The 23873-nt window shown below is 63.8% G+C and carries 24 protein-coding genes; 16 read left to right on the forward strand and 8 right to left on the reverse strand.

Translation table 11 applies throughout. The annotated features are described in order from the left end of the window. The first annotated feature begins 106 nt into the window (after positions 1 to 106). The 6 genes from AC2FM5_RS01620 (at position 107) to AC2FM5_RS01645 (ending at position 7436) form a co-directional block, all read left to right on the forward strand. Entirely contained in the window at positions 107 to 1060 is a 954-nt protein-coding gene (locus AC2FM5_RS01620) for a metal ABC transporter solute-binding protein, Zn/Mn family (protein ID WP_496733521.1), read from the forward strand. A gap of 2 nt (positions 1061 to 1062) precedes the next feature. Next, positions 1063 to 1866 (forward strand): metal ABC transporter ATP-binding protein, encoded by an 804-nt coding sequence (locus AC2FM5_RS01625; protein WP_496733523.1) that lies wholly within the window; start codon positions 1063 to 1065, stop codon positions 1864 to 1866. Positions 1867 to 1869: 3 nt separating this feature from the next. Then, positions 1870 to 3075, forward strand: coding sequence for a metal ABC transporter permease (locus AC2FM5_RS01630; RefSeq protein ID WP_170451516.1), 1206 nt, complete (start codon positions 1870 to 1872; stop codon positions 3073 to 3075). Continuing rightward, complete coding sequence (locus tag AC2FM5_RS01635; protein WP_496733526.1) at positions 3072 to 4001, forward strand: metal ABC transporter permease; 930 nt, start codon at positions 3072 to 3074, stop codon at positions 3999 to 4001. The genes AC2FM5_RS01630 and AC2FM5_RS01635 overlap by 4 nt, the downstream gene beginning before the upstream one ends. 282 nt (positions 4002 to 4283) lie before the next feature. Continuing rightward, positions 4284 to 6140 carry a DNA mismatch repair endonuclease MutL gene (mutL, locus tag AC2FM5_RS01640; protein ID WP_496733528.1) on the forward strand — a complete coding sequence of 619 codons (1857 nt, stop codon included), beginning with the start codon at positions 4284 to 4286 and terminating at the stop codon, positions 6138 to 6140. Between the two features lie 57 nt (positions 6141 to 6197). Continuing rightward, positions 6198 to 7436 carry a DNA recombination protein RmuC gene (locus AC2FM5_RS01645; RefSeq protein WP_496733530.1) on the forward strand — a complete coding sequence of 413 codons (1239 nt, stop codon included), beginning with the start codon at positions 6198 to 6200 and terminating at the stop codon, positions 7434 to 7436. A 3-nt stretch (positions 7437 to 7439) separates the two neighbouring features. Here the strand turns inward: AC2FM5_RS01645 and AC2FM5_RS01650 are convergent, their stop codons facing one another. Genes AC2FM5_RS01650 through AC2FM5_RS01660 form a run of 3 tightly spaced genes read right to left on the reverse strand, consistent with a single transcriptional unit; the run spans position 7440 to position 9218 of the window. After that, positions 7440 to 7844 carry a hypothetical protein gene (locus AC2FM5_RS01650; RefSeq protein WP_496733532.1) on the reverse strand — a complete coding sequence of 135 codons (405 nt, stop codon included), beginning with the start codon at positions 7842 to 7844 and terminating at the stop codon, positions 7440 to 7442. Positions 7845 to 7900: 56 nt separating this feature from the next. After that, positions 7901 to 8551 carry a ChrR family anti-sigma-E factor gene (locus AC2FM5_RS01655; RefSeq protein ID WP_496733534.1) on the reverse strand — a complete coding sequence of 217 codons (651 nt, stop codon included), beginning with the start codon at positions 8549 to 8551 and terminating at the stop codon, positions 7901 to 7903. Between the two features lie 10 nt (positions 8552 to 8561). Beyond that, positions 8562 to 9218, reverse strand: coding sequence for a sigma-70 family RNA polymerase sigma factor (locus AC2FM5_RS01660; protein ID WP_496733536.1), 657 nt, complete (start codon positions 9216 to 9218; stop codon positions 8562 to 8564). Between the two features lie 150 nt (positions 9219 to 9368). Here AC2FM5_RS01660 and AC2FM5_RS01665 point away from each other — a divergent pair, with 150 nt between their 5' ends. The 5 genes from AC2FM5_RS01665 to AC2FM5_RS01685 all read left to right on the forward strand — a co-directional run bounded on the left by AC2FM5_RS01665 (position 9369) and on the right by AC2FM5_RS01685 (position 12312). Continuing rightward, positions 9369 to 10139: a DUF1365 domain-containing protein gene (locus AC2FM5_RS01665; protein ID WP_496733538.1), complete on the forward strand. Its 771-nt coding sequence runs from the start codon at positions 9369 to 9371 to the stop codon at positions 10137 to 10139. Between the two features lie 87 nt (positions 10140 to 10226). Further along, positions 10227 to 10544 (forward strand): DUF3775 domain-containing protein, encoded by a 318-nt coding sequence (locus AC2FM5_RS01670; protein ID WP_093964170.1) that lies wholly within the window; start codon positions 10227 to 10229, stop codon positions 10542 to 10544. A gap of 91 nt (positions 10545 to 10635) precedes the next feature. After that, positions 10636 to 11709: a hypothetical protein gene (locus AC2FM5_RS01675; protein ID WP_496733541.1), complete on the forward strand. Its 1074-nt coding sequence runs from the start codon at positions 10636 to 10638 to the stop codon at positions 11707 to 11709. A 121-nt stretch (positions 11710 to 11830) separates the two neighbouring features. Further along, positions 11831 to 12058 (forward strand): DUF1127 domain-containing protein, encoded by a 228-nt coding sequence (locus AC2FM5_RS01680; RefSeq protein ID WP_170360650.1) that lies wholly within the window; start codon positions 11831 to 11833, stop codon positions 12056 to 12058. A gap of 50 nt (positions 12059 to 12108) precedes the next feature. After that, the gene (locus tag AC2FM5_RS01685) at positions 12109 to 12312 is read left to right on the forward strand and encodes a DUF1127 domain-containing protein (protein ID WP_093964173.1); all 204 of its coding nucleotides are present in this window, start codon (positions 12109 to 12111) and stop codon (positions 12310 to 12312) included. Between the two features lie 81 nt (positions 12313 to 12393). On the opposite strand, the gene AC2FM5_RS01690 is transcribed toward AC2FM5_RS01685, so the two are convergent. The 4 genes from AC2FM5_RS01690 to AC2FM5_RS01705 are packed head-to-tail and all read right to left on the reverse strand — an operon-like array spanning position 12394 to position 15893. Then, positions 12394 to 13536: a saccharopine dehydrogenase family protein gene (locus AC2FM5_RS01690; RefSeq protein WP_496733544.1), complete on the reverse strand. Its 1143-nt coding sequence runs from the start codon at positions 13534 to 13536 to the stop codon at positions 12394 to 12396. Positions 13537 to 13539: 3 nt separating this feature from the next. Then, complete coding sequence (locus AC2FM5_RS01695; RefSeq protein ID WP_496733546.1) at positions 13540 to 14595, reverse strand: saccharopine dehydrogenase; 1056 nt, start codon at positions 14593 to 14595, stop codon at positions 13540 to 13542. Positions 14596 to 14609: 14 nt separating this feature from the next. Continuing rightward, on the reverse strand, positions 14610 to 15224 hold the full coding sequence (locus AC2FM5_RS01700; RefSeq protein WP_496733548.1) for a glutathione S-transferase family protein: 615 nt from the start codon (positions 15222 to 15224) through the stop codon (positions 14610 to 14612). An 18-nt stretch (positions 15225 to 15242) separates the two neighbouring features. Further along, positions 15243 to 15893, reverse strand: coding sequence for a histidine phosphatase family protein (locus AC2FM5_RS01705; protein WP_170342072.1), 651 nt, complete (start codon positions 15891 to 15893; stop codon positions 15243 to 15245). A 158-nt stretch (positions 15894 to 16051) separates the two neighbouring features. Between AC2FM5_RS01705 and AC2FM5_RS01710 the strand changes: the two genes are divergently transcribed. From AC2FM5_RS01710 to gcvP, 4 genes are all read left to right on the forward strand, one after another. After that, positions 16052 to 17233: a hydantoinase/carbamoylase family amidase gene (locus AC2FM5_RS01710; RefSeq protein ID WP_496733550.1), complete on the forward strand. Its 1182-nt coding sequence runs from the start codon at positions 16052 to 16054 to the stop codon at positions 17231 to 17233. Between the two features lie 316 nt (positions 17234 to 17549). Continuing rightward, the gene (gcvT, locus tag AC2FM5_RS01715; protein ID WP_496733552.1) at positions 17550 to 18644 is read left to right on the forward strand and encodes a glycine cleavage system aminomethyltransferase GcvT; all 1095 of its coding nucleotides are present in this window, start codon (positions 17550 to 17552) and stop codon (positions 18642 to 18644) included. A gap of 18 nt (positions 18645 to 18662) precedes the next feature. Continuing rightward, positions 18663 to 19028 carry a glycine cleavage system protein GcvH gene (gene gcvH / locus AC2FM5_RS01720; protein ID WP_170360662.1) on the forward strand — a complete coding sequence of 122 codons (366 nt, stop codon included), beginning with the start codon at positions 18663 to 18665 and terminating at the stop codon, positions 19026 to 19028. A gap of 172 nt (positions 19029 to 19200) precedes the next feature. Beyond that, positions 19201 to 22056 (forward strand): aminomethyl-transferring glycine dehydrogenase, encoded by a 2856-nt coding sequence (gene gcvP, locus AC2FM5_RS01725; RefSeq protein WP_496733554.1) that lies wholly within the window; start codon positions 19201 to 19203, stop codon positions 22054 to 22056. Between the two features lie 38 nt (positions 22057 to 22094). On the opposite strand, the gene AC2FM5_RS01730 is transcribed toward gcvP, so the two are convergent. Continuing rightward, positions 22095 to 23336, reverse strand: coding sequence for a cytochrome-c peroxidase (locus tag AC2FM5_RS01730; protein ID WP_496733660.1), 1242 nt, complete (start codon positions 23334 to 23336; stop codon positions 22095 to 22097). A 45-nt stretch (positions 23337 to 23381) separates the two neighbouring features. Between AC2FM5_RS01730 and AC2FM5_RS01735 the strand changes: the two genes are divergently transcribed. Further along, positions 23382 to 23852: a tetratricopeptide repeat protein gene (locus tag AC2FM5_RS01735; protein ID WP_170360665.1), complete on the forward strand. Its 471-nt coding sequence runs from the start codon at positions 23382 to 23384 to the stop codon at positions 23850 to 23852. The last annotated feature ends 21 nt before the right edge of the window (positions 23853 to 23873 follow it).

Genomic DNA, 23873 nt, shown 5'->3' on the forward strand with positions numbered 1-23873 from the left:
AATGGACAAATCCGGCTTTTTCTTGCGAGTAATTCGCAACATGGTTGACTTAGTTGCGAATGGTTCGCATATTCATTCTCAACTGGTACTCGGAACGAGGTCACATATGATTCGCCGCAGTTTTCTTTTTGCCCTTGCTCTTGGTGCCGCGCTGCCCTTGGCGGCGTGGGCCGAGGCGCCGCTGAAGGTCGTGGCGACGACCGGAATGATTGCGGACGCCGTGCAGCAGGTCGGCGGTGATCAGGTCGAAGTCAAAGGGCTGATGGGGCCCGGAGTCGACCCGCACGGCTATCGCCAGACCCGCAGCGATATCGTTGCCGCGACAAGGGCCGACCTGGTTTTGTGGCACGGCTTGTATCTTGAGGCGCAGATGGAAGACTTCTTCCACGACCTTGGGCGCAAACGCAAAGTCGTTGCCGTGGCGGATGCCATCGACAAGTCGAAACTGCGTGCGCATGCCGACTATGCCGACAAATACGATCCGCATGTGTGGATGAGCCCGGTTTTGTGGAAAGACGTCGTGGTCGAGGTGCAAAAGGCGCTGACCGACGTGCGGCCGGACTCCGCCGCTTATTTCGCCGCCAACGCCCAGCGTTTTCTGGCCGAAATCGACCAGTTGGACGCCTATGGGAGAAAGGTGCTGGCCCAGGTGCCCGAAGACAACCGGGTGCTGGTCACCGCCCATGACGCCTTTGCCTATTTCGGCGAGGAATTCGGGTTCGAAGTGTTGGGGATCCAGGGTATCTCGACCCAGTCCGAGGCGGGGCTGAACCGGATCGGAGAATTGGTCAACACTTTGGTCGCGCGCGACCTGACCGCCGTCTTCGTTGAAAGCTCGGTCTCGGATCGGTCGATGCGGGCGTTGATCGAGGGTGCGTCGGCGAAGGGTCATACCGTCTCGGTCGGGGGTGAGTTGTATTCGGACGCCATGGGCGAGCCGGGCACCTATGAGGGCACCTATATCGGGATGCTGGATCACAACATCACGGTTATCGCGCGGGGCCTGGGTGCGGATGTGCCCGAACGCGGCATGTCCGGCAAGCTGTCGGCGGGGCTCTGACCATGTTGGAGCTTGCGGCTGGAAAATCGTCATCAAACGGGGACCTGACGGTGCAGGACAGCCCGCTTGTGATCCGGGGGATGACCGTATCCTACGGTCAGAAGCCGGCCATTTTCTCGGTAGACATGACCGTGCAACCCGGGGCCATGACGGCCATCATCGGACCGAATGGCGCTGGCAAATCGACGCTGCTCAAGGCGGCGCTGGGTATCGTCAAGCCGCTGTCGGGCCAGGTGCTGGTGTTCGGCAAGGCGTTGGACCGGCAGCGGGCCCGAATCGCCTATGTGCCGCAGCGCGCCAGCGTCGATTGGGATTTCCCGACGCGGGTCATCGACGTGGCCCTGATGGGCCTGTCACGGGAACTGGGCTTGCTGGGCCGGGTCCGGATGCGACACATGGCCCACGCGATGGAGTGTCTGCATCGGGTCGGGATGCATGAGTTTGCGGACCGCCAGATCGGCCAGCTTTCGGGTGGTCAGCAGCAACGGGTGTTCCTGGCGCGCGCACTTGCTCAGGATGCCGATCTGTACCTGCTGGATGAACCGTTTGCCGGGGTCGATGCCGCCACCGAAAAAGCCATCATCTCGGTCCTCAAATCCCTAAAGGAAGCCGGCAAAACGGTGGTCGTGGTCCACCATGACCTTGCCACGGTCGCAGATTATTTCGACCACGTGTTCCTGATCAATACCCGCAAGGTCGCCGAGGGCCCGGTCGAGCAGGCCTTTACCGCCGAGGCTCTTCAGGCCGCCTACGGGGGGCGGCTTGCCACCGCCCAGATCAACCAGATCTCGGGCACTGCGGGCTGACACATGCTGTGGGACGCTCTGACCCTGCAATTGGGGTACAACGCCACCTTGGTTGCCATCGGGGCCACGCTGCTTGGTTTTTCGGCTGGCGTGACAGGCACCTTTCTGTTTCTGCGCAAGAGGGCGCTGGTCAGTGACGCCATCAGTCACGCGACGCTTCCGGGCGTCTGCATCGCCTTTATGGTTTTAGTGGCGCTGGGCGGAACCGGGCGAAACCTGATCGGACTGCTGTCCGGTTCCGCGATTTCGGCCGCCGTGGGCCTTTTGTGCATGAATTGGCTGATCCGCCGCACCCGTCTGGCCGAGGACGCAGCGATCGGGGCGGTCCTGTCAGTCTTCTTCGGCTTTGGTATCGTTCTGCTGACAATCATCCAGACCATGGGAGTGGGCCGACAGGCCGGGCTTGAGGGGTTCTTGCTGGGGTCGACGGCCGGGATGCTGTGGTCTGACGCTCTGATCATCGCGATCGGCGGCGCTGCAACGCTGCTGCTCGTCATGATCATCCGCCGCCCCATGATGATGGTGGCGTTCGATTCCGAATATGCGGCCGCCTTGGGGCTGCCAGTGCATCGCATCGACCTTGCGATGATGGGACTTGTCATGGCGGTCACGGTTGTCGGGCTGAAGATCGTCGGATTGATCCTGATCGTGGCTTTGCTGATCATACCCGCCGTCACGGCGCGGTTCTGGTCGGACCGGTCCGACCATGTGGTGCTGTTGTCGGGGGTCATTGGTGGGTTGTCGGGCTATCTGGGTGCGGCGGTGTCCGCCTCGGCGCCCAACTTGCCGACCGGACCGATCATCGTCCTGTTCAGCTTTGGCTTTTTTGTCGTATCGCTGTTTCTGGCTCCGGTGCGCGGCGTATTGGCCGCAATCGTGCGGCATCTGCGGTTCCAGCGGCGGGTTCACATCCGACAGGGGTTGCTGGCGCTTGCACAAGGCCAGAACATCTATGAGCCCTACACACTGCGCCTGCTGCGTCAGGCCGGACTTGCCCGGCCCGACGGGGTGGCTACGGATGCCGGCAGAGCGCAGGCGGCCAAGGCGCTGCGCGACGAGAAACGCTGGGAAATCGTACGCGCCGACAATGCGCACGAGGCAGCCGCCGCCCTGTATGACGGGTTACGCGACATCGAAACGGTTCTGACCCGGGACCAGATCGACGACATCGACCGCCGCATCGGCAGACCACGGGAGGTTCGCCCATGAGCGGTGAAGAATTCGTTCCCTTGTCCCTGACGCCGCTGCTGATCGGGACCTTCGCGGCCATCGCCTGCGCCTTGCCAGGAAATTTCCTTGTTCTCCGCAAACAGGCACTGATCGGCGACGCCATCAGCCATGTGGTTCTGCCCGGGATCGTCGTGGCCTTTCTTGTCACCGGCGCGATCTCGACCTGGCCGATGATGCTGGGCGCCGCGGGCGCGGCGGTTGTCGCCGTTGTGCTGATCGAGACCATCCGGAGGCTGGGCCAGATCGAACCGGGCGCCGCAATGGGCGTCGTGTTCACCACCATGTTCGCCGGAGGGGTGCTGCTGTTGGAGCAGACCGACACCTCGAACGTTCATCTGGATGTCGAACACGCACTCTATGGCAGCCTGGAAAGCCTGATCTGGCTTGACGCGACCGGCTGGTCCTCGCTGCTGGATCCGGTCGCGCTGGCCGGCCTGCCACCCGAGCTTGCTCGGATCGCCCTGACCCTGGTGGGTGTCAGCCTGTTCGTCTGGCTGTTCTGGCGGCCGCTCAAGATCTCGACCTTCGACGAAGGCTTTGCCCGGACGATCGGAATTCGAACCGGGGCGCTGGGAATGGCGCTGGTGATTGCGGCGGCGATTGCAGCCGTGGCCGCGTTTGATGCCGTCGGCTCGATCATCGTGATCGCAATGTTCATCTGCCCGCCGGCCGCCGCCCGGATGATGACCGACCGGCTTGAGACCCAGATTGCCTGGAGTGTTGTCTTCGCCATCCTATCCGCCGTGTCCGGCTATATCCTGGCTGGATATGGCCCGCTGTGGTTGGGCGGGTCGGACGCCGTCAGTGCGGCCGGGATGATTGCCACCATGTCCGGCCTGATTCTGGCTTTCGCGGCCGTGTTTGGCCCCTGCCGGATGCGCGCAGCAGCGCCGGGTCCGGGCTGATCCGGCGTGTTCCCGCCACCCGGTCCGGTCGGTGATCGGCCAAACTTTGCCCACCAAACGGGGCAAGCGAACCTTAAGCAGATTTGTCCAACGCACCGTGTTAGACACCGCGCCATTACATCGTTAATGACCTCCACTCACCACGGATCGTTCGGGCAATCGTGAAACTTATGGCAACCAATTCGGGTTGTGCATCTCGATTGGCCGGGCGATCCGACCCCCTATACCAAAGCAGCGTAAACCGGTGGCAGAATCGCGTGCGATTGTGCTACGTCTAGCGGTATGGCGCAGGCAAACCCCAATATCAGCGAAAATCGCCCGGTAATCCGGCAACTCGACGAGGCCGCGATCAACCGCATCGCCGCCGGTGAAGTGGTCGAACGCCCCGCTTCCGCCGTCAAGGAACTGGTGGAGAACGCGATCGACGCCGGCGCGACCCGGATCGCCATCGACATCGCCGATGGCGGCAAGACCTTGATTCGCGTCACCGACGATGGATGCGGTATCGCGCCCGAGGATCTGCCGCTGGCCCTGTCGCGCCACGCGACCTCCAAGATCGACGGGTCGGACCTGCTCAACATCCACACCTTCGGGTTCCGGGGCGAGGCGTTGCCCTCGCTGGGCGCGGTGGGGCGTCTAACCATCACCAGCCGCGCGCCGGGGGCCGAGGCGGCCCAGATCCGCGTGGCCGGCGGCAAGATGGAACCGGTGAAGCCCGCCGCCCTGCGCGCCGGCACCGTAGTCGAGCTGCGCGACCTGTTCTATGCCACGCCCGCGCGGCTGAAATTCATGCGCACCGACCGGGCCGAGGCTCAGGCGATCTCGGACACGGTCAAGCGGCTGGCCATGGCAGAACCCTCCATCACCTTCACCCTGCGCGATGTCTCGGGTGGGGGCGAGGGGCGCGTGGTGTTCCGCGCCGACCGCGAGAACGGAGACCTGTTCGACGCGCTGCACGCCCGGCTGGCCCGCATCCTGGGGCGCGAGTTTGCCGAGAATGCCTTGCGGATCGACGCCACCCGCGAGGGGATCCGGCTGTACGGATATGCCGCGTTGCCGACCTATTCGCGCGGCGCCGCAGTGGCGCAGTTCCTGTTCGTCAACGGCCGACCGGTGCGCGACAAGATGCTGACCGGCGCCCTGCGCGCGGCCTATTTCGATTTCCTCAGCCGCGACCGGCACCCGGCGGCGGCGCTGTTCATCGACTGCGAGCCCACCTTGGTGGACGTGAACGTGCACCCCGCGAAATCCGAGGTGCGGTTTCGCGATCCCGGCGTGGCGCGCGGGCTGATCGTCTCGAGCCTGCGGCACGCGCTGGCCGAGGCGGGGCACCGCGCCTCGACCACCGTGGCCAACGCAACGCTGGGTGCGATGCGGCCCGAGCCGGCCCCCGCGATACCCGCGCGGGTCTATCAGATGGACCGGCCCTCGCCCGCGGCGCGGGCCATGGCCTATCAGGCGCAGGCGCCCGGCTTTGCCGATCTGGCCAATGCCTACAGCGGCAGCGTGGTCGAGCCCGTGGCCGAAGCCGAGCAGCCCGACCAGACCCCGCCCGAGCACCTACCCCTGGGGGCCGCGCGCGGGCAGGTGCATGAAAACTACATCATCGCCCAGACCGCCGACGGCATGGTGATCGTGGACCAGCACGCCGCGCATGAACGGCTGGTCTATGAGAAACTCAAGACACAGATGGCCGAGAACGGCGTGGCCGCGCAGGCGCTGCTGATCCCCGAGATCGTCGAACTGTCCGAGGGCGACTGCGCCCGCCTGCTCGCGGTGGCCAACGACCTGTCGCGCCTGGGCCTGACCATCGAGCCCTTCGGCGGCGGCGCGGTGGCGGTGCGCGAGACCCCAGCCATTCTGGGCGAGGTCAGCGCGCGGGCGATGATCCTCGACATTCTGGACGAGCTGGCCGATCAGGGCGAAAGCCAGACGGTGCAGGCGCGGATCGAGGCGATCCTCAGCCGGGTGGCCTGCCATGGCTCGGTCCGCTCGGGCCGCCGGATGCGCGCCGAAGAGATGAACGCCCTGCTGCGCGAGATGGAGGCCACGCCCCATTCCGGCCAGTGCAACCACGGGCGGCCGACTTACGTTGAGCTGAAGCTGAGCGATATCGAACGGTTGTTCGGCCGCAGTTGATCCGGCCGCCGATCGGCGGTAGAAAAGAAGAAACAAAACAAGAACGCACAGGTTGAGATGATCGAGATTGCAGGCACCCGATATTCGCTGGAAGACCCCATGGTGATGGCCGCCCTGATCGGGGCGGGCGTGGTTCTGTTGATCCTCGTCCTGCTGTTTCTGGCCCTGCGCGCGGCCAACCGCTCGGCCCGGATGGCCGAGCCGCTGGCGCAGCAGCTGGCCTATCTGGGCCAGCATGTGCAGCAGTTGGGGCAGGGGCAGGAGCAATTGCGCGGCGGGTTGCAGCATGTCTCGGACACGCAGGCCAATGCGCAGGTGCAGGTGATCCAGACGGTCGAGGCGCGGCTGTCGGCGGTGCAGCAGCACATGAACGACCGGCTGGCCGACAACGCCATGAAATCCGCCCGCGCGCTGGCCGAGATGCAGGAGCGGATGAAGGAAACCCTGCATGGGTCTTCGAAACAGACCGCGACCTCGCTGACCCAGTTGCAGGAACGGCTGGCCGCCATCGACAAGGCGCAGGACAACATCACCAAGCTTTCGGGCGACGTGCTGTCGCTGCAGGACATCCTGTCGAACAAGCAGACCCGCGGCGCCTTCGGCGAGATCCAGTTGAACGACATCGTGTCCAAGGCGCTGCCCTCGGACAGCTATGTGCTGCAGGCGACCCTGTCGAACGGCAGACGCGCCGACTGCCTGATCCGCCTGCCCAACCCGCCGGGGCCCATCGTGATCGACAGCAAGTTCCCGCTGGAAGCCTATGAGGCGCTGGTGGGCGCGGGCAGTGACATGGAGTTGAAGGCGGCGGTGCAGATGTTTCGCAGCACGGTGCGCAAGCACATCACCGACATCTCGACGAAATACATCCTGGACGGTGAAACCGCTGACGGGGCGCTGATGTTCCTGCCCTCCGAGGCGGTCTATGCCGAACTGCACGCCAAGTTCCCAGAACTGGTGCAGGAGAGTTTCTCGAAACGGGTCTGGATCGTCTCGCCGACCACCTGCATGGCCACGCTGAACACGATGCGGGCCATCCTCAAGGACGCGCGGATGCGCGAACAGGCGGGCGCGATCCGCAAGGAACTGGGCCTGCTGCACAAGGATGTGGAGCGTCTGGGTGACCGGGTGGCCAATCTCGACCGGCATTTCGGGCAGGCGGCCAAGGATATCTCGGAAATCAAGATCAGCGCCGAAAAGGCCGGCAGGCGGGCGCAGCGGCTGGACAATTTCGATTTCGAGGAACTGGCCCCCGAGGACCGCGCCAACGTGGTGCCGTTGGGCAAGTCCGAGGGCTGAGGTCTACTGGATGGACAGGTCCAGATTGTAGCCGGCGGTCTTGCCGGTATCCCGGTCATTGCCCATCAAGTAGACGCGGATGGTATAATCCCCGTCCTCGGGCAGGGTGATGCGGGCTGTGTTGCCGTCGATCGAGCCGTTGTAGATCGCGACCCCGTCGCTGCCCGGCGGCAGGATGTTGAAATAGACTACGCCGCTGCCGTTGGTATCGCTGACCTGAAGCTCGGCAAACAATTCCTGCCCGCCTTTCGCGCCCAGCACGTAATCGAAATATTCATTACCCGTGATGGTGCCGTTAACCATGGTGCCGAAGTTTCCAGCTTGGAACTTCACCTCGGCCGTCCTTTGGGCCAAGGCCGGCACGGCCACAACGGCAATGAACAGAGCTGCCAGAGCTTGTTTCAACATTCTGCATATCCTCACGGTGATTCCCGGCTCCAAGCCTAGCACACCCGAGGGACTGTTCAGATTCGCAAGAAGGGCTGCACCAACCGTGGGATCAGGCTGTTGAACTTCAGCGGAGCGTCGGTCACCGCCAGGCAGATGCAATCCTCGGACATGTCGGCCACGGGCGTATGTTCCAGGTCCTCATCTGCAATCTCGACATCGCCGCGGGCGAAATGATCCACCTCGTCGGAAAATGCGCCTTGCAGAACCATGGTCAGTTCCATGCCCTTGTGGCCGTGGTCCGGTACTGCGGCACCGGCCGGAATGAACAACAGGCGCGCCGTGGCATCGCGCGAGGTTGGCAGAATGGCCTGCTTGACGCCCATGCCAATCGGTTTCCAGCGGATGCTGTTCACGTCACCGCCGACGTAATCCTGCAACGGGGCCGGCAGCACGTCGCATTCCGCGCGCGCGGGCTTTGGGGTCGGCGCACCCTGCGCGATCAGAGCCATTGTCGACGACAGGGCATCCGCGGACAAAGGCGCGGCTTCGACCTGGTCCTCAAGCATGTGTCCGCCCACCGCGTCGTAACTCTCGGCGCGGGCGCGACAATGGTCGCACAGGGACAGGTGGGTCGCGACCATCAGGTCGAACGCTTCGGGCAGTGTGCCCGAGGCGTAGGCCATCAGCAGGTCGTCCGTCAGGTGATGTTTGATCTCGTTGCTCATCTCTATCATCTCAGTTCATCGCGTGGCGCAAGCGGTCCAGCGCCAGCCGTATTCTCGATTTGATGGTGCCCAACGGAAGGCCGGTCTGCGAGGCGATCTCGCGATGGCTCAGGTCACCAAAATATGCCTTCTCTATCAGTTCCCGCTGTGCCTCGGGCAATTGCAGCATGGCCGTCTTCAGTTGCGCCGTTTCCTGTTGCAGCGCGATTACGTCTTCCTGTTCGGGTTCCGCTTCGGGACCCCATGTCAGTTCTTCCGGTTCAGGACGCCGCTGTTTGCGAATGGCGTCGATGCGTTTGTTCCGCGCGATCGTAAAGACCCATGTCGCCACGGTAGCCCGTGACGGATCAAACAGATGCGCCTTGTGCCACAACGTGGCCATGACTTCCTGCGCGCACTCCTCGGCCAACGTCGCGTCCGATCCCGACCGGATCAGGAACGCTTTGACCCGAGGGGCAAAGTGCTGGAACAGCTCGGCAAACGCCGCCTGATCCTGCGACTGCCGGATGCGTTGGACGTGGGACACCCACTCGCATCTTGCCGCGCCATTATTCTTCGTGCCGTTCACCGACGATCCCTTGGTTCGTTTCTTTCCGTGCCCAGCCGGCCGCGCCGCCGGGGCGGTCGCGACATCGTCCTGAACAACGGTGTCCATCTCGGTAAACATAACTGTATTACGCTGCCGCACCCAAGTCGGATCACGCCTGACCGAGATTTTTGATCCGGTCGCGCGTTTTTTTCGTATCATGATCATGGATAATCGCTGAAAAACCCAGCCGATCCAGAATGTTGACCGCTAGAAAAGATCAGTCCGACCATGCCAGAAATCGACTTCGTTCCGGCCCATACCTTTCACGGAAGGAAAGGTGCGATCGAGAACGCCTTTCGCTACTCGGTCGACTACATCCTGCTGGATCCCGAACAGGCATCGGAAACGCCCGCGTTGTTTTCGGTGGACAAACCCAACCTCACCGGCTGGCGGACTCGCGATCACGGAGGGGAGCCCGGTGTTGGTCGGGGTGCCCCTTGGCTCCGCGACAGTCTGCGGGCGATGCAAATCCCCCAACCCGCGCAGGTTCTGTTGCTGACCCAACCCCGGGTGCTGGGCCACGTATTCAACCCGGTCAGCTTCTGGTTTTGCCTGAATGACGCAGGCGCACTGTTTGCCGTGGTGGCCGAGGTCACCAACACTCATGGAACGCGGCACAGCTATGTCTGCCACAAGCCGGGGTTTGACGTGATCGATCCTTCTGATCGGATTTGCGCGACCAAAGTGATGCATGTCTCGCCGTTTCAAAAGATCGAGGGCACCTACACTTTCCGGTTCGACCTGCGCCCGGACCGGGTCGGGGTTTGGATCGACTACGGCTGCGACGGGGGCGGTTTGATTGCTACGCTCACGGGCGTCCGGCAACCTCTCACCAATGGCGCGATCCTTCGTTCGCTGCTGCGACGCCCGTTTGGCGCGCGGCGGGCGGTTGCATTGATCCACTGGCAGGCGCTGAAACTGTGGATCAAGAAGGCCACCTTCCGACCGTTCCGCACCGCGCCGGTGCCATCTCACCCCGTCTCGCGCCCACGCGAGTGACGATCTGCAGTTTGCGCAAGATCAAGGACGCAGGCGCGATGCAATGGTTGAGATGGACTCCAATTGCGGACAGAGGAGTTGAAACCAATGCTGGAAATCTCGCCAACCAAAGTCGCCCAGGTCGCCATGATGGGCCGCGAGCTGGATCGCGCCGAGGGCGAGCTGCGGGCTTTTATCGATCGCATGGACGAGGACGAGCAAGCCGAGTTGGTGGCGATCATGTGGATTGGACGTGAAAGCTTTTTCCCGGACGACCTCAGCGAGGCGATCGCTACGGCCAAGGCCGAGGCCTCGACGCCATGTGCCGATTACCTGATCGGCACGCCGCATCTGTCGGATCACCTTGAGAACGGGTTGGACGCGCTGGGCATCTCGGCCGAAGATGTCGAGAACGACCTGATGTAGACTTGGTCGCCCGCACGGTGTTTCTGCGCTATGCTCCGGGGCAGAGGGCGCCGTGTATTGCACAGCGCCCGGTCCACAGCAGGGGCGCCAGATGCCGCGTATGTTGAAGACGATATTGGTGTTGGCCCTTATGGCCGTTCCGGCGTGGCCGCAGCGTCCGGCGCTGGCCTGCACCGTTTGTCTGGCACTTCCCGAAAACTCTCTGGCCGACCGGTTGTTGTCTGCTTCGGTCATCGTTCTGGCCGCGCCCGCGCCCGACGACCCGTTCCGCTATGCACCCGTCGGGTTGCTGAAAGGCAGTTGGGACGAGGTTGCAGACCTCCCCCAGATACCGTTTCTGGTGGACAGCAGCACCCGGAATGCCCTGCGCGCCGATCCTGACCGGGTGTTCCTGATGATCTATGGCCCAGGCCGCCGGGACAAGGCCGGGCGCGCCTTTGATCAGTCCTGGACCAAGGGATTTCTGATGACGCCGCAGCGGGCCAATTTTGTTGCCGAGGTACAGGCGCAAGGCCAAGGCTGGCGGTTGGACGGATCCCGATCCGCCGAGCGCGCCGCGTTTTTCGCGGCCTATCTGAATTCCGGAGACCGGTTGTTGCGGAACACCGCTCTCATTGAACTCCACCGGGCACCCTATGCGTCTGCGCGCGGCCTGCGCGACGCTGCTGCAACCCCGGATCTTCTGCGCGATTTGCGGAGCCTGAATCGCGTAGCCTATGCCCCGGCAACGATCCGGCTGCTGGGCCTGCAATCTGATCCGGCCGCGGCAGAGGCGGTGCGCACGGTCTATCCAAAGGCGGTCGCCACCGGAGGGTTCAACCTGCGCGAATGGGCGCTTGCCGGTATCGAAATCGACGGCGACCAAGCCCTGAATACGATCCAGGAGGCTCTGACCGCCAGCCCGCTTTCTCCAAAGGATCGCCAGGCGATCATCGCGGCGCTGATCGACGGCGGCGATGCGATGCCGGAACACCGCGGGAAGATCCTGGATATCTTTGCCGGCGAGATTGCGCACGACCAAAGCACGGCCGGGCAGATCGCCCTGGCCACGCGCGATTGGGGGGATGATAAGCTTGCCCCTGCGCTGCGGGCGCTTCTGGCTGACCCGCAGATCGACCCCGCCACCGCCTTCGCCATCCGATTGGCCCTGCCATCCGGTCAGTGACCCCGCCAACCCTGACGTAAGGTTAACAAAGCTTAATCCGTTGGTCCGGAACCGTTAACGCGGCGTCCTTTTATCTGATGACAGTACTGCAATGCAGTTCGGATTTCAGGAGGACAAACCAATGGCAACCGCACAAACCACACAGTCGAACCACAGCCTGTTTCATGACCTTTTTGCAAAATACGCCGAGGCCAAGACCGAACGGTTTCGGAAGCAGATCTTTGCGAAGACGGTCCGTGACCTCGAACGCCTGAGCGACCAGCAGCTCCACGATATCGGCATCACCCGCTCAGACATCCCCCAAACGGCCTATCAGAGCGTCTATCAGCGGGCCGCGTTGACGCAGTAACCGGGGCCGCGCCCCAACAGGACACCGGCCAAACTGGGAGGAAACAGCCGATGCTCGACACAATGCAACCGACTCAACAACCCTGCCCATCCGCCAGCGCGCTGCTTCTGTTCGACCGCGCCATGCGCATCCGGGCGGTCAAGGATGACATCGTACGCGCGGCGCAACATTTGAGTGGTCTGGATGACCGGCAGCTGTCCGAGCTTGGCATCAACCGCAGCGATCTTGAGGAAACGATCGAGCGCTACATCTGAACCACAGGCGCCAATCCAACGGTTGGTGAAAACACCAGAAAAAAGCCATTCCGGTGCGTCCGGAATGGCTTTTTGGTTGGGTCAGGCCAGGTGGTCGACCACCTGTAGGTGCTGTGCCAGTTTGTCGATCTCGGCCATCCACCCCTGAACCAGTTTCGGATCGCTGGGCGCGGCATGGACACCGGCGGGAATGGCGCGGTTCAGCACCGCTTCGACCGCCAGCGAGACCGGGATCGACACCAAACGCGCCATCGCGCTGCCGCGTGCGTCGCCCCAGGCGTCCATCACATAGGTCTTGTGCCAGACCGGTATGCCGTCCTTCTCGGCCTTCAGGCCGACGCAGAGCACGACGCGGTCGGGCTCGCCCTCCTCATAGGCGTTCTCGGCCCAGAACTGGTCGGACATTTCCTTGAGCCGGGCATCGCCCTCGGGGCCTTCCAGCGTTTCGATTTCGCGGAACACGTCCGACCACGCATCCGACCAGCCGTTCAGCCGCAGAGTGCCGCGGACGAATTCCTTGACCGGCCAGTGCTCCTCGAAATGGTACTGCTGCATGAAGGGGATCGAGTCGCGGTTGGGATAGACCTCGAAGCTTTCGGGCGTGGGCAGCGGCGCGACATAGGTGCTGATCGCGTCCCAGGGCCGGGCCACGTCCAGCGGGGCATAGTCGCGGATCGACCGCGAGGGCGAGCGCAGCGCCTTGAGCACGCCCAGGGGCGACCAGCTGAACTTGTAGCGGAACGGGTTGGGGTTCTTGGGGATGCCGCCGCAATAGGAAATGAAGCTGAGGTGGTTTTCCGGGTCGAAGGCGTCGGACGCGCGGTAGTCATCGACCAGCGCATGGGCCATCAGGTGGTCGATGCCGGGGTCCAGCCCGACCTCGTTGACCAGCGCGACGCCGGCTTCGCGGGCCTTGTCGTCCAGCGCGCGCATCTCGGGCGCGATATACGAGGACGAGACGAAATGCGCGCCCTTCGCGATCGCCAGTTCTGCCAGCGGCACGTGCCAGTCGCCCGGCAGCATCGAGACGATCACGTCGCCCTTTTCCAGCACCGCGCTCAGAGCATCAATGTCGAAGGCCCGGATGTCGTCGGTCAGGTCGCCGACCTCGGCGCGGGCCTTGTCGACGGTCCGGTTCCAGACGGTGACCTTGTGGCCGGCCTCGATCAGGCGGCGCAGGCCGGGGATGGCCGACAGGCCGGTGCCACACCAGTGAATCGTCATGGCTCAGATCCTTTCGATATGGGATTTGAAGGTGTCCTCGGCCCGCGCCCAAACGCCCGAGGTCAGGTCTGTCAGGGTCAGCAACGAGGGCAGAAGTTGCGCGGCGTAGTCTTCCGAGCTTTCGACCGGCAGCATTGAGGGCAGGTTGTCGATGGCCATCACGTCCAGCACCGGGTCGGTGGCCACGCGCAGGGCGGGTTCTTCCCAGGTTGTGGCGCGGTCATAGACCGGCACCGGGTTGTAGTCGCTGTCGGGGTCGCAGGCCACGTCGCCGATGGCGGTCAGCTTGCGCGGGGCATTCAGCGCCTCCCGCGGGACGAAGACCGGGGTGCCGGGGCGCGCGAAGATGCAGTTGAGGAAGATGTCGTTTTCTAGGATTTCCGGGAACGGCCCGCCATCGGCGGTTTCGGCCATGTCCCACTTGGTCACCTCGACCCCCATCGCCTCGCACAGGTCGGACGCGCCGGTGCCGACCCTTCCCAGCGCGCCGATGACGATGGCGCGGGGGCGGGGGGCGCCGGTGGCGTCCAACTCGGCCAGAAGTTCGGCGTTCAGCGCGTCCTTGCCGGGATAGACGCCGACGGGGCCGCAAATCTCGCCGCGCTGCTGCGCCGCCCAAGTCTTGAGCGTCACCGCCGCGCCCGCGTAGCCCGCCCAATAGCCGAAGGCCGCGACCCGCCGCCCGTTTTCATCGACCAGGTATTCCAGATCATACAGCGTGCCGCCGCCGACCTTGAAGCGCTCCAGCAGCTTGCGGCCCGAATGCTGGCCCTTGAAAGCATGACCGAACATGATGTGGCGATGCGGCAGGGGCGTACCGTCCTCGGGCAGTTCCTTGAGGCCGAAGATGACCGCATCCAGCGGCGCCTCCGGCCACGAGTTCTCCGGCGCGATTTCGCAACCCGCCGCGCGGTAGCCGTCGATCGGGATGGCGCGGACATGGCTCTCCTCGACCGTCACGCGGATGCCGGCGGCGATCAGTTGCGCCGCGCCATCGGGCGTCAGGCCCACCCGTTCCTCGTTCGGGCGTTGTTCAGCCCGGACCCAAAGATGTGTCATGCGATGTCCTTTTGTCAGAGCATTCCGGCGGCCCGTACCGCCTGAACCGAGGGTCGGGCCTCCATCGCCGCGCGGAAGGCCTGGATCTTGGGAAAGGCCGTGACATCGACCCCGTCACCTTCCAACCAGCTGCAAACCACGTAGAGATAGGCGTCGGCCAGCGATAATGCCTTGCCCAAAACAAACGGGCCGCGCAGCCCGTTTGACGAGATGTAAGCGCAGGACTCGGTCATCGTTTGGGCCACCTTGCCTTTCATGTCCTGCCAGCTGGACTCCTGATCCGCCCAACGATGACCGCGCATCTTGTGCGCATGGTTCACATGCATGGTCGAGGCCAGGTAGTACATCACCTCGCGCATCCGCGCGGCCAGGACCGGATTGTCCGGAACAGGCCCGGCCTTCGGGGCCTTGGCTGCGATGTATTCAAGCAGAGCGCCGGTTTCCGTCAGAATGCCACCATCGACCACCAGAGCGGGAACGCGACCCTTGGGGTTGATCTGCTTGTAGGCTGCCGTCGTCTGCTCGCCCGCTGCGAAGTCGAGCTTGATCGCCTCATAGTCCAGACCAGCTTCCTCAAGCGCGATGACGACGGCGATCGAGATAGTGCGGGGTGCGTAGTAGATCTGCATCTGGGACCTCCGATCCGGTTACAGGTGGGTCTGGGCGAAATGCCGGTCCGGCGCTTCCAGATGCGGAACCGCGTTGAACAGAACCGGGCTCAGGTCCGCTCCGATCGGGTGCAGACGATGCAATGAGGTGTTCATGATGGCAAGGGCCACGCGCGCCATCGCCGGGATGTCCAGCCCCATCGCCTGCCGCACCACCATCGAGATTAACCCACCCGAGGTCACCACGATGGCCGGCCCGTCGCCGTCATGGATTTCACGCAGAGCGTCCGAGACGCGGGTTTCAAACTGCTCGAAGGTTTCGGGCGCGTTCCGAATGTCGCCGTTGGCCCAGGCCTTGAAGGTCAGCGGCAGGTGCTGAACGAAGCCTTCGCGGTCCGTCGGGATCGTCACGCCGTGCTGTTCCTCGAACAGTTGCGCAAGGGTGAAATACTCGATTTCATTCAGACGTGCATCGCGGACGGGTTCCGGCAGACCCATGCTTGCCGCCGTTTCCACATGCCGGGTCAGGGTGCCGCAAAACACCCGTGGATAATGGGCTTTGGTCTCGCGCAGATGGGCCCCAAGCCAGCGCGCCTGCTGATGCCCAAGCTCGCTGAGCTTGTCATAACTGTCTTCGTCTCGTGCGGTGGTGTTGGCCTGCCCGTGGCGTACCAATGTGATGTATGACATGTCGGTCCCTCTTGGCCCGAAGTCTTAGGGCAGCTTGCCCGCAGGGGCCAGAGGTGTTCGGCCGGTTGCCGTCAAAAAACCGGGACAGGCTGCAACCGGGCTTGCGGGCGGACGGCCCGGCGATAGAGTTGCGGCAAGCGACAAGAAAGGACAGCGCAATGGCCGTGAATGCGCAGAGGTTTCTGGATGATCTGCACAAGCTGCGGGAATTCGGAGCTGCGGGGGTTGGTAAAGGCGTCGTGCGCCCGGCATATTCAGACGCGGACATTGCGGCGCGGCGATGGCTGGCTGACCGATTTCAGGAGGCCGGGCTGCAACCGCATTTTGATCCGGTCGGAAACCTGTTCGGTCTGGCGTCCGCGCCGTCGCTATTGATGGGATCGCATTCAGACAGCCAGCCCGAGGGCGGTTGGCTGGATGGCGCGCTGGGCGTAATCGCGGCGTTGGAGCTGGCTCGCTCCAGCCAGCGCCCGATCTCGGTGGTCAGCTTTCAGGATGAGGAAGGCCGGTTCGGCGTCACGACCGGATCAGCCATCTGGTCCGGCAAGTTGCCCCTTGCGCAGGCTGACGACCTGACCGACCACGCGGGCATACGGTTCGGTGATGCGCGCGCTCGGATGAAAAGTCTGATGCAGGATTTTGTGAACCCCGCCCAATTCACCGGGTTCATCGAAATGCATATCGAGCAGGGTCCGATTCTGGATGCCAACGCCGAGGCCATCGGTGTGGTCTCGGACATCGTGGGCATTCGCGACATGGTCATCGAGTTTTCCGGCCAGCAGAACCACGCCGGCACGACGCCGATGCACTTGCGCCGAGACGCGTTCCAGGCTCTCTCGATCTTCAACGGCCTGATCAACGATCGGTTCCGCAACGTGGTGACCCCGCAGACGGTCTGGACGATCGGTCATGTTGAGCTGTCTCCGAATGCCTCGTCAATCGTTCCTGGCCGGGTCCGTTTCTCGATGCAGTGGCGCGATCAGGACACGGATCGTCTGGCCCGAATGGAAAGCATCATTCGCACGACCGCCCAAGAGGTCAGTGAAACCATCGGGGGCGATGCGCAGTTCGGGCCAATGTTGGGCATCGAACCGGTTGAGATGGATCCAACCCTCCGGCGGTCGCTGGAACACGGAGCCCAGACCGTCGCGCCCGGCAACTGGCGGGTCATGCCGTCCGGGGCCTTGCACGATGCGTCGAACGTGGCAGCCTTGATGCCGGTCGGAATGCTGTTCGTGCCATCCATCAACGGTATCAGTCATGACTTCGCGGAGGACACTGCCGAAGACGATCTGGTGACGGGGTTGAAGGCCTTGGAGGCGGCACTTGCCGATCGCTGAGGTATGGGGCCGCCGACCGTGAATATTGCAATTTCAGCTGTTGCGTAACGGAAAAAAGTTTCCTATACGACACAAAGCTGCAGCATGCAGATGTATACTCCTTGTCCATGAGCGATTTAGGCCGTGATGAATACCTGCGATCTGAAGTCGGACGGAACACCGCCAGCCGTGAAGTTGCCGGTACCGGAAAATGCATGTCGCCCTGCCAGAATTCCTCTGACTCGATCCGAAAAGGCTGCCGTGGCATGGTATTCCCAGCCATATGCTTCCGGATCCAGTCCATCGCGTCACTTTTGCCAAAAGAAAGAACACTGACATGCCTGGAATGAAGCGCACGCCGTTGTATGACCTTCATGTTGAGTTGGGAGGCAAGCTGGTTGATTTTGCGGGCTGGGAGATGCCCGTTCAGTATCCTTTGGGAATCATGGGCGAACACAAGCAGTGCCGCGAGAAGGCGGCGTTGTTCGACGTGAGCCACATGGGCCAGGTGATCCTGCGGGGCAAGAATGTGGGCGAGAAGCTCGAGGCGCTGTGCCCGCAGGCTTTTGCGACGCTGCCCGAGGGCAAGGCGCGCTATGGGTTCTTCACCAACGCGGACGGCGGGATCATGGACGATCTGATCGTGTCGAACGCGGGCGATCATTTCTTCGTGGTGGTGAACGCGGCGCTGCGCCATCAGGACATTCCGCACATGCGCGCGCATCTGGACGGGGTCGAGGTGACCGAGATCTTCGACCGCGCGCTGGTGGCGGTTCAGGGCCCGAAAGCCGAGGACGTGGTGGGCGCACTGTGCCCCGCAGCCCGCGATCTGAAGTTCATGGAAACCACCGTTGCCCCGATCGACGGAGTCGAATGCCGGATCTCGCGACTGGGTTACACGGGCGAGGACGGCTATGAGATCTCGATCCCCGAGGACAAGGCGATCGAGGTCACCCGCGCCCTGCTGGCGCATGAAGAATGCGAACCAGCGGGCCTGGGCGCGCGCGACAGCCTGCGGCTGGAGGCGGGTCTGTGCCTCTATGGCAATGACATCGACCAGAGCACCTCGCCGATCGAGGCCAACCTGGCCTGGGCGATCCAGAAGCGGCGCAAGGAAGAGGGCGGCTTTCCCGGCGCGGCCCGCATCCAGCGCGCACTGGCCGAAGGTCCCGCGCGCAAGCTGGTGGGGATCAAACCCGAAGGCCGCGCCCCGGCGCGACAGGGGGTCGAGGTGCAGGATCTTCAGGGCAACACGATCGGTCAGATCACCTCGGGCGGGTTCGGCCCGACAGTCGGCGGACCGGTTGCGATGGGTTACGTCGCCGCCGGCCACACCGAGCCGGGCGAGAAGGTGAATCTGATCATCCGGGGCAAGGCGCAGCCGGCGCGGATCGTGGCGCTGCCCTTCGTCAAACAGAATTACAAGCGTTGAAGTCAGGAGAGAGACAGCATGGCAACCTATTATTCCGAAGAACATGAATGGCTGACGGTCGAGGGCGACACGGCCACGCTGGGCATCACCAAGCACGCGGCCGAGCAGCTGGGCGAGGTGGTGTTCGTCGAGCAGCAGGACGTGGGTGAAGAGTTTGCGAAGGACGGCGAGATCGGGGTGATCGAATCCGTCAAGGCGGCCTCCGAGATCTATGCCCCGGTCGATGGCGAGATCCTCGAGGTGAACGAGGCGCTGGCCGACAATCCGGGCGCGCTGAACGAGGATCCCGAGGGCGAGGCGTGGATCTACAAGATCAAGATCACCGATGCCGCGCAGTTGGAAGATCTGATGGACGAGGCCGGCTACAAGGCGTTCATCGGCTAAACCCACGGGGTCCCGGCCTGGGGCTCCATCGTTTTGACTTGTGCCGCCGAATTTGGGCTCCGCCCGTTCGGGCCTGAAACTGTCCACCGGACAGTTCCCGGGACGGCCCCTACTCCCCGCCGGAGGCTTCCTCAGTCTCCGTCGGGCCTGACCTATCCATGGGAGCGCTGCAATGGCCTTCAAACTGACCGACTACGAAGCCTATGACTTTGCCAACCGTCGCCATATCGGTCCCAGCCCGACCGAGATGCGCGACATGCTGAAAGTGATTGGCTTCAAGACGCTGGACGATCTGATCGACGCCACCGTCCCCCCGGCGATCCGGCAGAAAGAGCCGCTGGACTGGGGCCCGGCGATGACGGAACGCGACGCGCTCTATCACATGAAAAAAGTGGCGGGGAAGAACAAGGTTCTGACCTCGCTGATCGGTCAGGGCTATTACGGCACCACCACGCCGGCGCCGATCCTGCGCAACATTCTGGAAAACCCGGCCTGGTACACCGCCTACACGCCCTATCAGCCCGAGATCAGCCAGGGCCGGCTCGAGGCGCTGCTGAACTTCCAGACCATGGTCAGCGATCTGACCGGGCTGGACGTGGCCAATGCCTCGCTGCTGGATGAGGCGACCGCAGCGGCCGAGGCGATGGCGATGGCCAAGCGCGGTGGCCGGTCCAAGGCCAACAACGCGGCCTTCTTCGTGGACCGCAACTGCCACCCGCAGACCATCGCGGTGATCAAAACCCGGGCCGAGCCTTTGGGCATCGACGTCAAGGTCGCCGACCCTGACGATCTGGATCCCGGCGCCGTGTTCGGCGCAATCTTCCAGTATCCGGGCACCTATGGCCATGTGCGCGACTTCACATCGGAAATCGCGGCGCTGCATGAACACAACGCCATCGCCATCGTGGCCGCCGACATCCTGTCGCTGGCGCTGCTGAAATCGCCGGGCGAGATGGGCGCCGACATCGCCGTGGGCTCGACCCAGCGCTTCGGCGTGCTGATGGGCTATGGCGGCCCGCACGCCGCCTACATGGCCACCACAGACAAGCTGAAGCGGGCGATGCCGGGCCGTATCATCGGCGTCAGCATCGACAGCCGCGGCAACAAGGCCTACCGCCTGGCGCTGCAGACCCGCGAGCAGCACATCCGCCGCGAGAAGGCCAACTCGAACGTCTGCACCGCGCAGGCGCTGCTGGCGGTGATCGCCTCGATGTATGCCGTGTACCACGGCCCCGACGGCATCAAGGCGATCGCACAGTCGGTGCACCGCAAGACCTCGCGCCTGGCCGCGGGCCTGGAAGAACACGGCTTCAAGGTCGAACCCGAGGTGTTCTTCGACACGATCACGGTCGAGGTCGGCCCGCTGCAGAAGACCGTCATGGAGGCGGCGGTAGCCCGCGGCGTCAACCTGCGCAAGGTGGGCGAGACCCGCGTCGGCATCAGCCTGGATGAACAGACCCGCGCCGAGACGATCGAGGCGGTCTGGGGCGCCTTTGGCATCGACAAGAAGGACGACAGCTCGAACAAGCAGTACCGCCTGCCGGACTATGCGCTGCGCGAGACGCCCTATCTGACCCATCCGATCTTCCACAAGAACCGGGCCGAGGCCGAGATGACCCGCTATATGCGCCGTCTGGCCGACCGCGACCTGGCGCTGGACCGGGCGATGATCCCGCTGGGCTCCTGCACCATGAAGCTGAACGCCACGATCGAGATGATCCCGGTCACCTGGCCCGAGTTCGGCAATCTGCACCCGTTCTGCCCCGAAGATCAGGCGCAGGGCTATCACGAGATGATTGCCGATCTGAACGACAAGCTGTGCCAGATCACCGGCTATGACGCGATCTCCCAGCAGCCCAACTCGGGTGCGCAGGGCGAATATGCAGGCCTGCTGACCATCCGTAACTATCACTTCGCCCGCAGCGAAGGGCACCGCAATGTCTGCCTGATCCCGACCTCGGCGCATGGCACCAACCCGGCCTCGGCGCAGATGGTCGGCTGGCAGGTGGTACCGGTGAAGGCGGACGCGAAGGGCAACATCGATCTGACCGACTTCCGCGAGAAGGCCGAGAAACACTCGGATAACCTGGCCGGCTGCATGATCACCTACCCCTCGACCCACGGCGTTTTCGAGGAAACCGTGCAGGAGGTCTGCCAGATCACCCATGACCACGGCGGGCAGGTCTATATCGACGGGGCCAACATGAACGCCATGGTGGGCCTGTCGCGTCCCGGCGACATCGGCGGCGACGTCAGCCACCTGAACCTGCACAAGACCTTCTGCATCCCGCATGGCGGCGGCGGCCCCGGCATGGGCCCGATCGGGGTCAAGGCGCATCTGGCCGAGCACCTGCCGGGCCACCCGGAGTACGGCACCGCCGTGGGTCCGGTTTCGGCGGCGCCCTTCGGCTCGCCCTCGATCCTGCCGGTCAGCTGGGCCTATGTCCTGCTGATGGGCGGCGCGGGTCTGACCCAGGCAACCAAAGTGGCGATCCTGAACGCCAACTACATCGCCGCACGTCTGCAGGAGGCCTATCCGATCCTCTACACCTCCGAGACCGGTCGTGTGGCGCATGAATGCATCCTCGACACCCGCCCGCTGGCCGAGGCCGGCAACATCACCGTCGACGACGTCGCAAAGCGGCTGATCGACAGCGGCTTCCACGCGCCGACCATGTCCTGGCCGGTTGCTGGCACGCTGATGGTCGAGCCGACGGAATCGGAACCCAAGGACGAGCTGGACCGATTCTGCGACGCCATGCTGTCGATCCGCGCCGAGGCGCAGGATGTCATCGATGGCAGGATCGACCCCGAGAACAACCCGCTGAAGAACGCCCCCCACACGGTGCGCGACCTGGTGGGTGAGTGGGACCGACCCTACACCCGCGAACAGGCCTGCTTCCCGCCGGGTTCCATGGGCGTCGACAAATACTGGTCGCCCGTCAACCGCGTTGACAACGCCTACGGAGATCGGAACCTCGTCTGCACATGCCCGCCCATGGACGCATACGAAGAAGCCGCAGAATAAAAACACCGAAACACCCGCCCGATCCGGCGGGGGTTTTCTCAGGGCTTGAAGTCCGCGGGCACGCCAAAGGGCGGCGTCTCCACGCTCGTCCCGGTCAGGGCGTGCAGGAACGCCACCAGTTGCGCGATTTCACCGTCGCTCAGGTCAACTGGCGTGATGTCGACCTTGGCGTGTTGGCGCGCCATCTCGAACCGGTCCTGCCAGACGATGAAATCGGCCTGTTCCAGCCACGGCACCCGGGGCAGCGCGGCCTGATCGGTTGTCCAGCGTGACAGGCTGGTTGCCGGGTTCAGGTGGTGACGGGTGATCCCTTCGAGGTCGGGAAAGGCGCCGTTGTGGCCATAGGGTGCGGTCAGCGCCACGTTGCGCAGCATCGGCGTGCGGAACCGGTAGGCGTCCTCCAGCCGGTCACTTTCGCCCATGCGACCCACGTCGCGGGCATAGGCGTCCCATTGCCGGGTGCGGCCGGGGCCGAAAGGCGGCAGGGCCAGTGCGTGGAATTTCTGATCCGACAGCAGCGGCCCCGAATGGCAGGTGGCGCACCGCGCCTTGCCGTAGAACAGCCGCATCCCGGCCTTCTGATCGGGGGTCAGGGCGGTCTTGTCTCCTGCCAGGTACTGGTCGAACGGGCTGTCGGTGCTGCGCCATTCGATGGCCATGAAAGCGGCCAGAGCGTTGGCGACATGAGTGATGGTGATGTCCGCGGTGCTGTCCACGTCGTCAAAGGCGGCCACCATCGCCGGGCCGTATTTCGGGTCGGTCCGCACCCGTTTGGCGATGATCGGCCAGCCCTTGTCGATCCGGTCATGCACGGCGCCTGTAACTTCGTTCTCGGCCACGTTTCCGGCCATTTCGAACTGAGCGGTCAGCGGAAACAGCGCCTGCGCGGCCAGCAGCGAGTTCAGCCCTTCGGGCAGCCATTCCTGCGCGGGAGAATTGAACCCGTTGCCATAGACGTCCGACAGGCTGAGCCGCCCGTCATGGAACATCGTGTGGATGTCGCGCACGCCCAGGTTCCACAGGCCCGGCGCGTTGCGCGGGATGCGCTTGCGGATGCGGTCCGCCCCGGTGCCGGGCGTGCGGTCGGGGCCTAGACCCTGGCCGCCCTCGCCGATGCCCAGCGACAGGCCGTCGGAGGTGCCGAAATCGGGGTGGTGGCAATGAGAGCAGCTGATGTTGCGGTTGCCCGACAGGATCGGGTCATAAAATAGCTGGTGACCGATCGCGGCCTGTTCCCTATCAAAGAACAGAAAGTCGTCATTGGTCAGCGGCGCGGGCAGCTCCTGCGCCCAGGCCGCCCCGCAAAACAGGAGACCCGCCGCCCCATGCGCCAGCTTGTGCTTGCCCTTTGTCTTGCCGCCACGCCCGTCTGGGCCGAACTGGAACAGGCCCGCGATCTGATGGAGGCGGGCGAGTTTGCCGCCGCGCGCGAACAGCTTCTGCCCGCGGCCCGGTCGGGCAACGCCGAGGCCGAGGAGCTGATCGGCGTGATGTACGGCCTTGGCCTTGGGGTCGAGCAGGACTATGAGCGCGCGTTCGAATGGTATCTGCGTGCCTCGATGAAGGGGCATCCGGGCGCGCAATCGGGTGTGGGGTGGTATTACGAGCTGGGCCTGGGACTGCCCGAGCCCGATCTGGTTCGGGCCTACATGTGGTACACGCTCAGCGCCATCGGCGGCGACCCCGATGCGGCGATCAGCCTGGAAGAGGTGGTCAAGAAGATGACGCCCGAACAGATCGAAAAGGCCCATGTGCTGGTCAACGACTACAAGGGGTGGATGTACCCCTTTCGGTAAGGGCGGGCCGGGATGACGCGA

The sequence above is a fragment of the Ruegeria sp. BHSA162 genome (assembly GCF_059613385.1).

Excerpts from the sequence above, each read along its gene's own strand:
- AC2FM5_RS01620 (WP_496733521.1), top strand. The coding sequence starts at position 107 with ATGATTCGCCGCAGTTTTCTTTTTGCCCTTGCTCTTGGTGCCGCGCTG.
- AC2FM5_RS01625 (WP_496733523.1), top strand. The coding sequence starts at position 1,063 with ATGTTGGAGCTTGCGGCTGGAAAATCGTCATCAAACGGGGACCTGACG.
- AC2FM5_RS01630 (WP_170451516.1), top strand. The coding sequence starts at position 1,870 with ATGCTGTGGGACGCTCTGACCCTGCAATTGGGGTACAACGCCACCTTG.
- AC2FM5_RS01635 (WP_496733526.1), top strand. The coding sequence starts at position 3,072 with ATGAGCGGTGAAGAATTCGTTCCCTTGTCCCTGACGCCGCTGCTGATC.
- mutL (WP_496733528.1), top strand. The coding sequence starts at position 4,284 with ATGGCGCAGGCAAACCCCAATATCAGCGAAAATCGCCCGGTAATCCGG.
- AC2FM5_RS01645 (WP_496733530.1), top strand. The coding sequence starts at position 6,198 with ATGATCGAGATTGCAGGCACCCGATATTCGCTGGAAGACCCCATGGTG.
- AC2FM5_RS01650 (WP_496733532.1), bottom strand. The coding sequence starts at position 7,844 with ATGTTGAAACAAGCTCTGGCAGCTCTGTTCATTGCCGTTGTGGCCGTG.
- AC2FM5_RS01655 (WP_496733534.1), bottom strand. The coding sequence starts at position 8,551 with ATGAGCAACGAGATCAAACATCACCTGACGGACGACCTGCTGATGGCC.
- AC2FM5_RS01660 (WP_496733536.1), bottom strand. The coding sequence starts at position 9,218 with ATGTTTACCGAGATGGACACCGTTGTTCAGGACGATGTCGCGACCGCC.
- AC2FM5_RS01665 (WP_496733538.1), top strand. The coding sequence starts at position 9,369 with ATGCCAGAAATCGACTTCGTTCCGGCCCATACCTTTCACGGAAGGAAA.
- AC2FM5_RS01670 (WP_093964170.1), top strand. The coding sequence starts at position 10,227 with ATGCTGGAAATCTCGCCAACCAAAGTCGCCCAGGTCGCCATGATGGGC.
- AC2FM5_RS01675 (WP_496733541.1), top strand. The coding sequence starts at position 10,636 with ATGCCGCGTATGTTGAAGACGATATTGGTGTTGGCCCTTATGGCCGTT.
- AC2FM5_RS01680 (WP_170360650.1), top strand. The coding sequence starts at position 11,831 with ATGGCAACCGCACAAACCACACAGTCGAACCACAGCCTGTTTCATGAC.
- AC2FM5_RS01685 (WP_093964173.1), top strand. The coding sequence starts at position 12,109 with ATGCTCGACACAATGCAACCGACTCAACAACCCTGCCCATCCGCCAGC.
- AC2FM5_RS01690 (WP_496733544.1), bottom strand. The coding sequence starts at position 13,536 with ATGACGATTCACTGGTGTGGCACCGGCCTGTCGGCCATCCCCGGCCTG.
- AC2FM5_RS01695 (WP_496733546.1), bottom strand. The coding sequence starts at position 14,595 with ATGACACATCTTTGGGTCCGGGCTGAACAACGCCCGAACGAGGAACGG.
- AC2FM5_RS01700 (WP_496733548.1), bottom strand. The coding sequence starts at position 15,224 with ATGCAGATCTACTACGCACCCCGCACTATCTCGATCGCCGTCGTCATC.
- AC2FM5_RS01705 (WP_170342072.1), bottom strand. The coding sequence starts at position 15,893 with ATGTCATACATCACATTGGTACGCCACGGGCAGGCCAACACCACCGCA.
- AC2FM5_RS01710 (WP_496733550.1), top strand. The coding sequence starts at position 16,052 with ATGGCCGTGAATGCGCAGAGGTTTCTGGATGATCTGCACAAGCTGCGG.
- gcvT (WP_496733552.1), top strand. The coding sequence starts at position 17,550 with ATGCCTGGAATGAAGCGCACGCCGTTGTATGACCTTCATGTTGAGTTG.
- gcvH (WP_170360662.1), top strand. The coding sequence starts at position 18,663 with ATGGCAACCTATTATTCCGAAGAACATGAATGGCTGACGGTCGAGGGC.
- gcvP (WP_496733554.1), top strand. The coding sequence starts at position 19,201 with ATGGCCTTCAAACTGACCGACTACGAAGCCTATGACTTTGCCAACCGT.
- AC2FM5_RS01735 (WP_170360665.1), top strand. The coding sequence starts at position 23,382 with ATGCGCCAGCTTGTGCTTGCCCTTTGTCTTGCCGCCACGCCCGTCTGG.